This window comes from Parabacteroides sp. AF21-43, assembly GCF_003635435.1.
Taxonomy (GTDB): domain Bacteria; phylum Bacteroidota; class Bacteroidia; order Bacteroidales; family Tannerellaceae; genus Parabacteroides; species Parabacteroides distasonis.
Map to the genome: position 1 here is coordinate 1 of NZ_QTMG01000039.1, position 14,708 is coordinate 14,708.

Genomic DNA, 14,708 nt, shown 5'->3' on the forward strand with positions numbered 1-14,708 from the left:
TGGTGGAATGATACCGGGAACAAGAGGTCATTTCACCCGCATCACCATGTCTATACGTCTAGGATAAAACAGGAAAATCAAAAAATAGAGAGGATCAAACGCCTACAATGAGTAAACAAGCGCATTTGTTTGCTTGTTTTTAGTTATTTTTTACTACATTTGCGCCGTGAAAGAATACGCTACTCCCCAAGTAGCCTACTCCCTTTACCCTACTTTCGGTACATGATTGTACACACTCTCAAAACAAATTTTATTCACCGCAGACATCTTTTCCAACGAGAAACTTTTCAAATAGATTTGCGTAGTCTTGATCGATTTATGGCCCAATAGTTCGCTGATCATCTCAATCGGGACATCCTGTTCCTTCAAAATCATCGCAAAAGAATGACGGATCGAATATGAGGTGATCGGGATAGACACACCGCAGGCTCTCGCCAACCTCTTCAAATTCCGGTTAAAATGGGCCAAAGCGGAAGTGTACTCCTTGTAGGCTTCTTTTCCCACTTTTATCCCTTTCAAGAAAGGAAACAAATAGGGTGAGTCCTTACCTACATCACTTGACAGTTCCCTCAGCGACTCCCATGCGGTAGATTGTACCTCTATAAGCATCGGAGTACCCGTTTTCTGGCGTTTATATTCCAAAACCCCACCCCGGACATTCTCCTTTTTCAGATGAGCGAAATCCACGAATGCCATACCGCAAAACTGGAACATCAGGCACAATGCCTGCCGTGTTTTTCTCAGTTCCGGATCATCTAATGAGGCCGTCATCAGAGAACGTAATAAATCCTGTGGTAACGCCTTTTTGCGTTTGCTCTCTATACCCGTGAAAACTCCCTTAAATAAATAAGGGATATAGGGGGCCAACCCTTCCTCCACCGCCATGTTGTACACACAACGGATCCGACGCATATAGGTCGACACCGTGTTCCATGTACATCCTTTATTCAACAAAAAGGCCTGATAACGCCGAAGGTTCTCCTTATTGACATAGATATAGGGAATTACCTCCAACCCACAAAACCGCATGAATGAGTTCAATGCATCCTGATAGCTCTTCGCCGTGGAATAACGCCCATCCACACGCAATTTATAGATATACAACCTCATCCCTTCTACTAAATCCTTTTTCTCCATACTATCGCTATTTTTTCGTGATAAAACTTAGCAAATGTAATACAGATCCGGGAGGTTGAGCATATACAAAAAAAGGCGAACCAACCGGTCCGCCTTTATAAAATCTCCATTTCTAGATTATTTCAGTCCTCTATTCTTCAGCAACGGATCCGTACCCGGTTCCTTGCCACGGAAATTCTTGTACATATCCATAGCGTCGTCGATACCGCCCGGGGTCAAGACATATTTACGGAATTTATCGGCACATTCTTGATTAAAGATGTCGCCGGTTTCCTTGAATGCCTCGAAAGCGTCGCAATCCAATACCTCAGCCCAGATGTAGCTATAATAGCCGGCGGTGTAGCCGCCACCCATCGTATGGTTGAAGTAAGTCGTACGGTAACGGGAAGGGATTTGTTTCAGCAAACCACGACGGCCTAACGTCTGTTGCTCGAAATCCATCACGTTCAAGTTGGCCGGAACATTATTCGTCTGGTCAACGAACTTGATCACCTTCTTATCCGCAGCGTCACCACTGATCGCATGGAAATCCATATCCAGATAAGAAGCCGCCAGATACTCCGTCGTAGCGAAACCTTGTCCGTACTTACCGCTCTTATCCAACTTCTCGATCAACTCGGCCGGGATCACCTCGCCGGTCTGATAATGCTTAGCGTACACCTTCAATACTTCCGGCTCGAATACCCAATGCTCCATAACCTGTGAAGGCAACTCCACGAAATCACGAGGAACACCGGAAACACCGGAGTAATGCACGTCACGGAACAAGCCGTGCAAACCATGACCGAACTCATGGAACAATGTATTCGCCTCATCAGCGCTCAACAACGCAGGTTGTCCCGGAGCGGGCTGGCTAAAGTTACAAACGATCGTTACGACCGGAGCCACACGCTTGCCATCCTTATAAGCCTGCGGACGATAAGAACCACACCATGCGCCACCACGCTTGCTGGCACGAGGGAAGAAATCGAAATAAATAACGCCCAAATGAGAGCCATCCTTATCTTTGCACTCAAAAGCCTGCGCTTCCGGATAAGGCAACGGGATATTACGGATCGGGGTGAACGTGATACCATATAACTTATTAGCTACATAGAAAGCACCCTCACGAACATTATCCAACTTCAAGTAAGGACGAACCTCATTCTCATCCAAATTGAATTTAGCCTTCTTGGCCTTCTCGAAATAATAACGCCAATCCCAGCCCTCGGCCTCGAAATTGCCGCCTTCTTTCTTGATCTCGGCGTTTATATCGGCCAATTCCTCTTTCGCTTTCGCCAAAGCAGGCTTCCAAACCTCATCTAACAATTGATAAACCTTATCCGAGCTTTTCGCCATACGATCCTCCAACACGAAAGAAGCGTAATCATCATAGCCCATCAACTTCGCTTTCGCCAAACGAGCGGCAACCAAATCACGAACCACTTCCTTGTTATCGTTCTCATTATTATTATTACCACGGTTGATATAAGCGTTGAACATCTTCTCACGCAACTCACGTTTATCGGAATATTGCAAGAACGGCATCACGCTCGGGTTCTGCAAGGTAAATACCCATTTGCCTTCCATCCCGGCATCCTTAGCCGCTTGAGCGGCGTTAGCGATCAAGGTCTCGGGCAGACCGGAAAGATCTTCCTGCTTGTCGATCACCAATTTAAAAGCGTTCGTCTCTTTCAGCATATTCTGTCCGAAAGTAAGCTGTAGCATGGAGATCTTGCTATTCAACTCACGCAATTTAGCCTGATCCTCAGCGGAAAGATTAGCGCCACCCCTGACGAAGTCCTTATAAGTCTCCTCCAATAACTTCATTTGCTCCTTATCGAGACCCAACTCATCCTTCTTATCATATACCGCCTTCACACGAGCGAATAATTTCGGATTCAAGTTGATATCATCACTATATTTTGACAATAGCGGCGACATCTCACGGCTTAACGCCTGCATCTCATCATTCGTATTCACGCTATTCTGTCCACCGAAAACAATCTGGACCTTCCGAAGCAACGCACCCTGCTCATCCAAAGCGACAATCGTATTCTCGAACGTCGGCTCCTCCGGGTTATTCACGATCGCCTCGATCTCCTTGCGTCCCTCTTCCATACCTTGCAATAGGGCCGGTTTGTAGTGCTCGAACTTGATTTGATCAAAAGGTGGAACTCCAAACGGGGTGGTATATTCCGCAAAGAACGGGTTCTCACCCTCCACGGTCTTCTTTTCGGAAGTACCGCAGGCAGTAAGCATAACGGCTAATCCTGCTGCCATAATTAATTGTTTCATCTTTACTGATTTTTTGATTTATGAGTTATGAATTATTCTAATTATTCTTCTCATTTTAGCCCTCTGTTCTCCAACAACGGATCGATACTTGGTTGTTTACCACGGAAATTCACGTACATATCCATAGCATCATCGATGCCGCCCGGGGTCAGTACGTATTTACGGAATTTAGAGGCAACCTCCGGGTTGAAGATATCACCCGTCTCCTTATAAGCTTGGAAAGCGTCGCAATCCAACACTTCCGCCCAGATATAGCTATAATAACCGGCGGTATATCCACCTTCCATCGTATGTCCGAAATAAGTGGAGCGGTAGCGAGACGGAATCTGACGGATCAGACCACGATCGCCCAAGACCTTCGCCTCAAATTTCTCGATATCCAAATCGGCAGGGATCTCTTTCAATACATGATAATCCATATCCAGATAAGAGGCGGCCAGATACTCCGTCGTAGCGAAGCCTTGTCCATACTTGCCACTCTTAATCATCTTGTCTACAAGGGCTTGCGGTATTACCTCGCCGGTCTGGTAATGTTTAGCGTACACTTTCAATACCTCCGGCTCAACGGCCCAATGCTCATCGACTTGCGAAGGTAGCTCCACAAAGTCACGAGGCACGTCGGACACGCCATAATAATGAACGTCGCAGAATAAACCGTGCAAGGCATGACCGAACTCATGGAATACGGTCTCAGTCTCGTCGGCTGTCAAAAGCGCCGGTTGTCCCTCCGCCGGTTTACTGAAATTAAATACGGTAGTAACCACCGGGGCTACCCGTTTCCCATCTTTATACGTTTGTGAACGGTAACCGCCGCACCATGCGCCACCTCCTTTGCCCGGGCGGGTAAAGAAATCCATATACAGCACGCCCAGATGCGTACCATCTTTATCCTTGCACTCGAAAGCGAGAGCGTCGGGGTCCGGTTTCGGGATGTCCTTGATCTCGGTAAACGTGATACCGTATAATTTATTGGCTACATAGAAGATGCCCTCACGTACATGTCCCAACTCAAAATAAGGACGCATCTCGTTCTCGTCCAAGTTATATTTCGCTTTCTTGGCTTTCTCGAAATAATAACGCCAGTCCCAGCCCTCGGCCTCGTAATTACCACCTTCCTTCTTGATCTCGGCGTTGATATCGGCCAATTCCTCTTTCGCTTTCGCCAAAGCAGACGGCCAGATTTTATCGAGCAAGTCATACACGTTCTTCTCGTTCTTCGCCATATTCTCTTCCAATACGAAAGCGGCATAATCCTCATATCCCATCAATCGGGCTTTCTCCAGACGAGCGGCAACCAGCTGCTTAACGACCTCCTTATTATCATTCTCATTATTATTGTTGCCACGATTCGTATACGCCTTGAAGATCTTCTCACGCAAATCACGCTTATCGGCGTATTGAAGGAAAGGCATCACGCTCGGATTATGGAGGGTAAACACCCACTTACCATCCAGACCATTCTCTTGGGCCGTTTGCGCCGCCTTGACGATCACGTCTTCCGGCAGACCGGATAAGTCCTCTTTATTATCGATCACTAATTGGAAATCGTTGGTCTCTTTCAGGGTATTCTGTCCGAAAGTAAGTTGGAGCATGGATATCTTCTCGTTCAGCTCACGCAACTTCGCCTGCTTATCCTCCGGCAGATTGGCTCCTCCCCGGACAAAGCTTTTATAGGTTTCCTCCAACAGCTTCTTCTGTTCCTTATCCAGATGGAAGCTCGCCTGATTCTCATATACGGATTTCACCCGGGCGAAAAGCTTGGGATTTAAGCTGATATCATCCGAATGTTTGGATAAAAGGGGATAAAGCTCACGTTCGAGCTCTTGGATCTCGTCCGTGGTATTCACACTGGATTGGCCACCGAAAGCATACATTACTTTAGTAAGCAACTCGCCACTTTGGTCTAAGGCCACGATCGTATTCTCGAATGTCGGCGCATCCGGATTTGCCACGATCGCCTCGATCTCCTTCGACTGCTCTTCCATGCCTTTCAAAAGAGCCGGCTTGTAATGAGCCACCTCTATTTGGTCAAACGGAGGCACCCCGAACGGTGTCGTATACTCCGCAAAAAACGGATTGGGTGTAGCGCCTTCCGCTACATCGCTTTTCTTTGAGGAGGAACAAGCTCCCAAAATAACCGCTAAACCTGCGGCCATAAGCGTTTTATTCATGCCATTGTTATATTAGAATTACAATGGACAAAGATAACGAAGTTTTGCGTTACAATTCTATTTCAAATTGTTATTATTTAGAATCCGGAAAAAGATTTTCACAATTCACACAAAAAAGATCCCCAAAGGGAGATCTTCCCTTCGGGGACCCAATATGCTTTCATTCAATGTTCAATCGAATCGCTCTCTATACCGTCCTCGATATTTTCATTTTCGATCGTTTCTTGTAAATCTTGAATGTCATTAGACGTGTAATCATCCGACAATACCGAATTGGTAGACATGGTCTCATCGTGAAGATCATCGCTCTCATCCCATAACGTTTTCATTATATTCTCTGGCATATCTCTTATATTTTAAAGTTATATGCCTATTCAACAACCTCGACAAAGAAATTGTTGTTCCAATAAAAATAGTTCACTAATTTTAGCGAGATTAACGCAAGAAATAATATGAATCGAATTTGTAGTCTTTTTGGTATTCAGTATCCCATCATACAGGCGGGAATGGTTTGGTGTAGTGGTTGGCGGCTAGCTTCAGCGGTTAGTAACGCCGGTGGATTAGGATTGATCGGGGCAGGCTCCATGCACCCGGAAGTGCTCCGGGAACATATCCGTAAATGCGAGGCGGCGACCGACAAGCCTTTTGGCGTGAATGTCCCGCTGATGTACCCGGAAATCGATACCTTGATGCGGATATTGGTGGAGGAAAAAGTGAAGATCGTATTTACCTCCGCCGGTAACCCGAAAACATGGACAAAGTATTTGAAGGATCATGACATGACGGTCGTTCACGTGGTAAGCAGCTCTAAATTCGCCACGAAATGCGAGGAGGCCGGAGTGGATGCCATCGTTGCCGAAGGCTTCGAGGCAGGCGGGCACAACGGACGGGAGGAAACAACTACGATGTGCCTGATCCCCGCTGTCCGGAAAGCGACCTCCCTCCCCCTTTTGGCGGCAGGAGGTATCGGAAACGGTCAAGCGATGCTAGCGGCACTCGCACTAGGGGCCGACGGCGTACAGATAGGCACTCGTTTCGCCTTGACCAAAGAAAGCTCGGCACACGAGAATTTCAAGAAACTATGCTTGAATCTTAAGGAAGGCGATACGAAGTTATTATTAAAGAAACTGTCTCCTACCCGTCTGGTAAAAGGAGATTTCGCTACGGCAGTGGAAGAAGCGGAAGCCCGGGGAGCGTCCGTGGAAGAATTACGTGAGTTATTGGGCAAAGGACGTGCCAAGAAAGGAATCTTTGAGGGCGACCTAAAGGAAGGCGAGTTAGAGATCGGACAGGTAGCGTCTTTATTCTGGGAGGAATTATCCGTGGAAGAGGTGATGAAAGAATTGATCCGTGACTTTAAGCTATCCTTAGAGAACGTAAAGACACAGTTGTGTTCGTGAGAAAACACAACTGTATCTGTGGATAAGCACAACTGTGTTCAAGAGAAAACACAGTTGTGTTCCTTATCATAATCGATACTTATACAATTGCGCCATGACCTTTTGGTATTGGTTTTGCAATTGCAGGTAGTTTTGCATGCTTTGGTAATAGGTCGTCACATCCACGAAATACTCGATCATAGAGATTTGCCCGGCCTGTATAGCCTTGTTCAACAAGACCAAGCTATTCTGCCTTTTCAGCACATCCTTATATTCATCGATAGATTTCTTTAAGGAGACAGACTGGTCATATAGCTGCCTCAACCCATTCTCTACCGTGAAAGAAGCGCTCTCCAACTGCATCTCCGTATAGCGGGCCTGAGCCTTCGCCTGTTTCACGTTATTACGGTTCGAGAACAACGGGATGGTGATTCCTACCAAGAAACCATTGAAACGCTCTCCACCCGAGGCGGGATTCATACGATACCCTAACTCAAAGCCGGGCAGACCTTTTGCCTTATTCACGCTCACCTGCCGAAGGGCTGTCGTCTGGTCGCTACGCAAGGTCTGTAATTGCGGATCGGATTGCATCGCCTCCGTCCGCAGCTCATCAAAGGAAAGCACCTCCCTATCCGGCAAGGCGTAAACCGTATCCGTAAACTCGATAGCGATACCGCCGTTCAGGGTAGCTAGCTCCTGCAGCTTGGCAATACGGGAAGTCTCGTTCATCCGGGCCTCTGTCCGGGCGTTCAATAATTCCAGATCGATCTTGTTTGTCTCAAGGATATTCGCGTTTCCTTTCTCCAAACGAGTCGCATAAAAAGCAGAAAGTTGCTCGGCGTTCCTAAGACGGGTATCCAATAGGTTCTTCTGCTGGTTCAACAGCACCAAATCTAGGCAAACCTCTTTCACCTGCAACAAGATTTGCTGACGAAAAGCCATCCCTTGACGATCCAAACCCGCGGATTTCGCCTTCGTCAGCTTATGCTTCCGGACATATACAGACGGGAAATCAAAGCTTTGGGAAGCCACGAACTCGCCCGTGAATCCCATCCCTTCTTTATTCCCCCAGAAATGCGAATAAGAGACCGAAGGGTCTGGCAAATTATTATCCAACTTCGCCTCCAGCTTCTGCGACTGGAGCAACTGGCTGTTCGCCTGTAAATCCTTATTGTTCGCCTCCACGCTCCGGAGCACGTCCTCTATAGAAGTCTGGGCGGAAAGGCCGCCTGTCAATACAGACAAGGCGGCGACTATAATATATGATTTCATAAAACTTATTCTTTATTCTTGTTCATTATCAGATAAACAATCGGGATGATGAATCCGTTTAAGAACGTAGAGGTTAATAAACCACCCAAGATCACCGTCGCCATCGGGCTTTGGATCTCATTTCCGGGAAGATCGCCATTCAACGCCAATGGAATCAACGCCAAGGCGGAACTCAACGCCGTCATCAAGATCGGGTTCAAACGGTCTAGGGAACCTTGTATCACGGACTCTCGCAATCCCATTCCCTCTCCACGCAAATGCGTATAGTGGCTGATCAGTAGCATACCGTTTCGGGTAGCGATACCGAACAAGGAAATGAAACCGATAATCGCCGGGATACTGATCTCGCCGGAAGTAAGCCATAGGATAATCACGCCACCGATCAACGCCAACGGTAGGTTCAACAAGATCACGCCGCTCTCCTTCACGTTCTTGAACTCATTGTATAGTAACATGAAAATCACCAATAATGACATAAGAGACGTCAATAACAACGTGCGGCTAGCTGCCTCCTCGCTCTCGAATTGGCCGCCATACTCGATATGATACCCCTCCGGAAGCTTGATGCTCTCATCCACTTTGTTACGAATATCATTCACGACACCCCGCAAGTCACGTTCCGATACATTGGCACTAATCACGATCTTACGTTGCACATTCTCACGGTTGATCGTATTCGGACCGGTCACGGAACGGATATCGGCCACGTAGCTTAGCGGCACTTTCTGCCCGGCGGCATCGATCATCAGATTGCTAATATCATCCATCGTGGCACGGCTGGCGTCGGAGGTCTTCACGGTCAGGTCGAAGCTCTTGCCATCGTCGTACACCTGACTTACGGCCTCTCCACCCAACATCACATTGATATATTCCTCGAACTCTGGCAGGGGAATACCATATTTAGCCAGCAACTCACGTTTCGGGGTGATTGTCAACTGCGGACGCTCGATCTGCTGCTCTACCTTCAAGTCCACCAGACCCGGGATCGTTTGGATAGCGGCCTTGATCTGGTTACCGACCGTAAACATCAGGTTCAAGTCCGTACCAAACAGCTTGATAGCGATATTCGCCTCCGTACCGGAAAGCATAGCGTCGATACGATGGGAAATAGGTTGCCCGATCTCTATATTAGCGCCGCTGATCGTAGATAACTTCTTGCGGACATCATTCATCACCTCATCCCGACTACGGTCTTGCAATTCGAAAGGAGCCTCGATCTCGGAAACATTCACGCCCAAGGCATGCTCATCCAATTCCGCACGACCGGTTTTCCGAGCCACAGTCTTTATCTCGGGCACTTGCAACAGCAACGCTTCCGCACGGCGTCCGATCTGATCCGACTCGTCCAAGGAAATTCCCGGAAGTGAACTTACGTTGATCGTAAAAGAACCCTCATTGAACGGGGGCAAGAAACTACGACCCAAATGAAAGAATATCACCAAGGCGACCACAAACAAAGCGATCGTGGTACCTAGTACCCATTTCTGGTAAGCCAACGCTAACTCCAAAGCCCGTTTATACACCACCTTCAACTTCCGGGCTATCCAAGCCTCACGCAGTTCCTTCATTCCCGTCGCTTTACGGTTCAACAAATAGCTACAAAGCACCGGGGTCAAGGTAAGCGCCACTACCGTAGAAGCAAACAACGCCACGATAAAAGCGATACCCAGCGGAACCAACATACGGCCTTCCATACCACTCAAGAAGAACAAGGGCACGAAACTCACCACGATAATCAAGGTAGAGTTCAAGATCGGCATACGTACCTCACGGGAAGCGTCGTAAACCACCTCCAAGGTAGAGCGTTGCTGATCCGGAGGCAAGAGCCGGTTTTCCCGGATTCGTTTATACACGTTCTCCACGTCCACGATAGCGTCATCCACCAAGGAACCGATAGCGATCGCCATACCTCCCAAGCTCATCGTGTTAATCGTTAATCCCATGTAATGCAATACGATGATAGAGACCAGTAAAGATAACGGCAAGGCTACCAACGAGATCACTGTCGTACGTATATTCATCAAGAACAGGAACAAGACGATCACCACGAAGAAACTACCCTCAAACAAGCTCTTCTTTACATTATTAATAGAGTTATCGATAAAATGACTCTGGCGGAATATATCCGTAGAGACATGTACATCCGCCGGCAAGTTCTTCCGCAAATCGACAACAATCTCGTCCAGCTTCTCCGTCAACTTCTCCGTACTCGTATCCGGCTGTTTGGTCACGGTAATCAGCACGGCTGGCTTTGTCCGCTCGGAAGCGGTTCCCAACTTCGGGCTTTTACCGCCGATCTTAACCGTAGCGATATCACCCAGCATAACCGGATACTCATTCACAGTCTTCACCACACCCTGAGCGATCTCCTCCGCCTTCGACGTAGACAAGACTCCCCGGATGATATACTCATTATCAAACTCATACAATACACCACCATTGGCGTTCCGGTTCATATTCCGACAAACATCCAACACCTCGTTCAACCCTACACCGTAGTGCTTCATACGAGCCGGGTCCAACAAGATCTGGTACTCCTTAATATCGCCACCGATCACGGCCACCTGCGCCACACCGCCCGTAGACAACAAACGGGGACGGATCGTCCAGTCGGCGATCGTACGTAAGTCCAACAAAGACGTGGAATCGGCGGTCAAACCGAGGATCATCATCTCACCCAAGATGGATGACTGCGGGCCTAAGGTCGGTTTACCTACGTTCTCGGGAAGGCTCTCACCCAAGACAGCCAGTTTTTCGGACACGATCTGACGAGCCCGGTAAATATCCGTACCCCAATCGAACTCTACCCAAACCACGGAGAATCCGGTGGTAGACGAGGAACGCACACGCCGTACGTCCATCGCACCGTTCACGGCAGTCTCCACAGGGAATGTCACCAAGCGTTCCACCTCCTCGGGAGCCATACCGTTCGCCTCGGTCATGATCACGACCGTTGGGGCGTTCAAGTCCGGGAACACATCCACGTCCGTATTAAACGCCGTGTACGTACCCCAGATCATCAGCAATAGCGCACAAACCAAGATTACCAACCGGTTGTGCAATGAATAATAAATTATCTTATTTAACATGCAACATCCCTCCTATTAATGGCTATGGCTATGAGCCGGTATCGCGTTAGAAGCGGAAGACAACTTGATCTGGTAAGCGCCACGGGTCACGACCTCATCGCCCGGTTTCAATCCGGAAAGGATCTGTACCTCCGAGCCGTTATTCGCTCCCAGCGTCACCCATTGCTTCTTATAGCCTTCCTCATCCAGACGGATAAATACCGAATAAACGCCCTGCTCCTCGATAAGGGCGGAGACAGGCACGCTCAAGACATTCTCCATCGGCTTTGTCAACAAAAAAATCTCCACGAAAGAACCGGGGATAACCGCTCCTTTATTATCGAACTCGAAAGTCACCGGTACATAGAAAGAGTTCATATCGGAAGCCTTTCCATACGATAACAACCGTCCACGCAAATCAGACAATTTATAGAGAGCGTTATCATACGGAGTCATGAAATTAGCGGTTTGGATCATGGGAAGATCGTTGTAATACCTCTCAGACACGTCCGCACGCAATACCAAACGATTGTTTTGCGAGATCGTAGCCAAAGGCTGACCTACGGATACATAATCACCCTCTTTCACTTGGATGTTCTTCAAGTAACCGTTCAAGGGAGAGACTACAGACACGCCTTTCGCCGTCTGTTTTCCCGCTATCGCCTCATAAGCGACCTTGGCGTTCTCGTAATTCAAGCGGGCCTGCTCGAAATCCTTGGCGGATACGATCTTATCGCCTACCAAGGCTTGCATACGCTCGTATTCCTTTTTCGCCGTCTCATAAGCGAATTTAGCCTTTGCCGCCACGTCTCCATCAGAGAGGGCGTTGGAAGCGATACTCAACACGGCCTGTCCCTTGCGTACCGCCGTACCATCCACGAATGGCAAGCTACCAAACGAGATCACGCCGGGGACGGTAGCGACGATCACGGACTCCTCCCCTTGCGCCGCCATTACTCGTCCGCTCGTCTTAATCACATCCGTGAAAGGAGCGGGATTAACCGTTACGGTCTGCAAACCAACGGCCTCGGCTAAGGCTTTCTTAAAGACAATCTCGCCGGGATGGGTACCACCGGACTCATGCTCATGGTCATGGCCTTCGTGTTCATGTCCCTCATGATCATGATCGTGATCGTGATCCTCACCTTCATGCTCATGGTCGTGAGCCTCTAATTCATGATTATGCTCATCGTGTCCGGCTTGCGACGCATTTCCCGCACAACCGGCAAACAGGTAAGCGCACATCGCACCTACCAAATATATTTTCTTCATTGTGTAAAAAATCTTGATATCGTTAATAATAAATAGATAGGGGCAAGTCTGTCCTCACCCACTCTCACAAACGAGATATCAAGACATAGGAGGGGCACGAAGTCCCGAGGCACTCACTATCCAAGCGTCGTGCAGCGACTCAATGTAGGGGGCGTTCTCGTGATCAAGGAGCTGTCCGCAAAACGCCGGTTCAGGTGGATAAATGTAATCAAATAAGACGAGTAACGGCATCAGATGTATATCCACATCTCCATCCATAAAATGAAAAATATGCGTACTGAAATAGGCCAAGTTATGCCCGTCGCAACCGCAATCATGCGTATCTGTGCTTTTATCGCCATGCGCTTGCTCCGCGGTCAAGGATTGATAACAAGGCATCCCGTCCCGGTGATGATGGTGAGGGATAACCACAGAAAGCAACGCCAAGATGCCGGCCATCAGCACCACGTATTGTACAATCCTCTGTTTCATTTTCTCACGCATGGCACAAAGATAAGGATATTTTTCCGTTTTTTACATGAATGTTGTAAGTTTGCGGTAAATAAAAAGATAGATGAAGTTTGGAGTAAATAAAAAGATATTATTATATACCGCCGGTTGCGTATGGATTTTCGCCGGTATCAATATCTTACGCATCGGTATCGTCACATGGTTAAACGATACCCATTATTGGTTATTCAAGATCGGGGAAGCGACCATCGTTTTCTTGCTTTTCTTCAATTTGGTCTTTAAACGGCTTTTCTATAAACATTCCGAACGGATCTCCCGGAAAAACGGGAAACATTGCCCGTTCTCTTTCTTCGACGTGAAAGGTTGGATTATCATGATCTTCATGATCGCTTTCGGGATCACGATCCGCACGTTCCATTTACTGCCGAATTCTTTCATTTCCGTATTCTATACGGGATTATCCACGGCGTTGATCATAACGGGATTCTTATTCTTGAGACAAGGAAAAACCGTTGGGAATTGAGAATTGAAAATTAAAGATACAACAATCTATAATTTTCAATTCTCAATTTTCAATTTTCAATTCCCAAGTTTTTCGCAGATCAACTCAGCAGCCTTCTTGCCGCTCATCAGCATGCCGCCAAAGATCGGTCCCATACGGAAGCTACCGCTTACGCCGTTAGCGGCCATACCGGAAACGAATAATCCCGGGTAGATCTCCTTCGTGTTCTCCACCGTCGTCTGCTCACCCAGCTCCACATTCAAGGAACGCTCGCCGATCACGCCTCCGGTCGGTGTATTCAATTGGATATCATTCTTACGGGCTACCACACGGGCAATCTCGCAATCATGCCCCGTACCTTCCAAGACAGCCTTAGCCATGATCGTCAACGGATCCACGTGCATCCCTTCACGGATTACCGGAGCCCAGTTCACTACCACACCGGCTACGGCATCGTTATGAAACACCACGTCCTCTACCGAATAGCAGTTAAAGATCGTAGCGCCCGCCTTCGTCGCCTGATAAATCAAAGCAGAAGTGGTATGTACCGAATCCATGATATACGTACCATTAGCACCTTCCTTATAGCTTACGCCCAATTCCTTGATAATCGGCATAGCCTCTTCCTGCACCACGATATCGTTGAACATCATAGCGCCGCCCCACATACCTCCACCGGGAGCCAGCTTACGATCAAACAACGCCACCTTCTTACCGGCTTTCGCCAAGAAATAAGCGGCCACGATACCGGAAGGTCCCCCTCCCACGATCGCTACATCCACAGACAAGTTGCTCTTCAACTTCTCGAAGTAAGAGTCAATGATTCCACTTGAAACAATCTGTTCCATCTTAATAACTAATTAAAGTTTAAACATCAGGGAGCACATAGAGGTAACGCCCCCTTTATTTCCTAGTTCTACCTTATTTTCCCTTCGCCGGCATTACCCGGATCAGGTTCGATGGGTATAATCTCAGCCCGTATGACTCGGGCACCCCTATGTGAAAAGTCGGGAGCAAATGTACAAAAAATTAGTATAACTGTACACCTTCAGGTTCCACTTCTATGTTTCCCCTCAATTTTTCCGTCATTCGGATGGATAATGTATAAGATGCCTTGAAGATTTGCCACCAATTTCATCGGGTACAATAGCCAATAACATTCATATAAAACCATAGGTTA

At 47.8% G+C, this 14,708-nt stretch carries 11 protein-coding genes and 1 riboswitch; of the genes, 2 read left to right on the top strand and 9 right to left on the bottom strand.

The window, feature by feature from the left end; translation table 11 throughout:
* Positions 1-204: 204 nt before the first annotated feature.
* The 4 genes from DWX84_RS19760 to DWX84_RS19775 all read right to left on the bottom strand — a co-directional run bounded on the left by DWX84_RS19760 (position 205) and on the right by DWX84_RS19775 (position 5,929).
* Positions 205-1,137: a site-specific integrase gene (locus DWX84_RS19760; protein ID WP_005857932.1), complete on the bottom strand. Its 933-nt coding sequence runs from the start codon at positions 1,135-1,137 to the stop codon at positions 205-207.
* A gap of 117 nt (positions 1,138-1,254) precedes the next feature.
* Entirely contained in the window at positions 1,255-3,414 is a 2,160-nt protein-coding gene (locus DWX84_RS19765) for a M3 family metallopeptidase (protein ID WP_005866465.1), read from the bottom strand.
* Between the two features lie 50 nt (positions 3,415-3,464).
* A complete protein-coding gene (locus tag DWX84_RS19770; protein WP_009017180.1) occupies positions 3,465-5,585 on the bottom strand; it encodes a M3 family metallopeptidase in 2,121 nt (706 codons plus the stop codon).
* A gap of 164 nt (positions 5,586-5,749) precedes the next feature.
* Positions 5,750-5,929, bottom strand: a complete 180-nt coding sequence (locus DWX84_RS19775; protein ID WP_005857938.1) for a hypothetical protein — start codon at positions 5,927-5,929, stop codon at positions 5,750-5,752.
* A 108-nt stretch (positions 5,930-6,037) separates the two neighbouring features.
* Here DWX84_RS19775 and DWX84_RS19780 point away from each other — a divergent pair, with 108 nt between their 5' ends.
* A complete protein-coding gene (locus DWX84_RS19780) occupies positions 6,038-6,985 on the top strand; it encodes a nitronate monooxygenase family protein (RefSeq protein WP_005857940.1) in 948 nt (315 codons plus the stop codon).
* A gap of 66 nt (positions 6,986-7,051) precedes the next feature.
* Here the strand turns inward: DWX84_RS19780 and DWX84_RS19785 are convergent, their stop codons facing one another.
* The 4 genes from DWX84_RS19785 to DWX84_RS19800 form a co-directional block, all read right to left on the bottom strand.
* Positions 7,052-8,236 (bottom strand): TolC family protein, encoded by a 1,185-nt coding sequence (locus DWX84_RS19785; protein WP_121961366.1) that lies wholly within the window; start codon positions 8,234-8,236, stop codon positions 7,052-7,054.
* A gap of 5 nt (positions 8,237-8,241) precedes the next feature.
* Positions 8,242-11,325 carry an efflux RND transporter permease subunit gene (locus DWX84_RS19790; protein WP_121961367.1) on the bottom strand — a complete coding sequence of 1,028 codons (3,084 nt, stop codon included), beginning with the start codon at positions 11,323-11,325 and terminating at the stop codon, positions 8,242-8,244.
* Positions 11,326-11,340: 15 nt separating this feature from the next.
* Complete coding sequence (locus DWX84_RS19795) at positions 11,341-12,576, bottom strand: efflux RND transporter periplasmic adaptor subunit (protein ID WP_122377599.1); 1,236 nt, start codon at positions 12,574-12,576, stop codon at positions 11,341-11,343.
* 78 nt (positions 12,577-12,654) lie between these two features.
* Positions 12,655-13,059 carry a DUF6769 family protein gene (locus tag DWX84_RS19800; RefSeq protein ID WP_022192395.1) on the bottom strand — a complete coding sequence of 135 codons (405 nt, stop codon included), beginning with the start codon at positions 13,057-13,059 and terminating at the stop codon, positions 12,655-12,657.
* Positions 13,060-13,129: 70 nt separating this feature from the next.
* Here DWX84_RS19800 and DWX84_RS19805 point away from each other — a divergent pair, with 70 nt between their 5' ends.
* Entirely contained in the window at positions 13,130-13,549 is a 420-nt protein-coding gene (locus DWX84_RS19805) for a hypothetical protein (protein ID WP_122377600.1), read from the top strand.
* 56 nt (positions 13,550-13,605) lie between these two features.
* On the opposite strand, the gene DWX84_RS19810 is transcribed toward DWX84_RS19805, so the two are convergent.
* Positions 13,606-14,376 carry a sulfide-dependent adenosine diphosphate thiazole synthase gene (locus tag DWX84_RS19810; RefSeq protein WP_005857953.1) on the bottom strand — a complete coding sequence of 257 codons (771 nt, stop codon included), beginning with the start codon at positions 14,374-14,376 and terminating at the stop codon, positions 13,606-13,608.
* 62 nt (positions 14,377-14,438) lie between these two features.
* Positions 14,439-14,535: riboswitch (TPP riboswitch) on the bottom strand.
* Positions 14,536-14,708 lie beyond the last annotated feature (173 nt).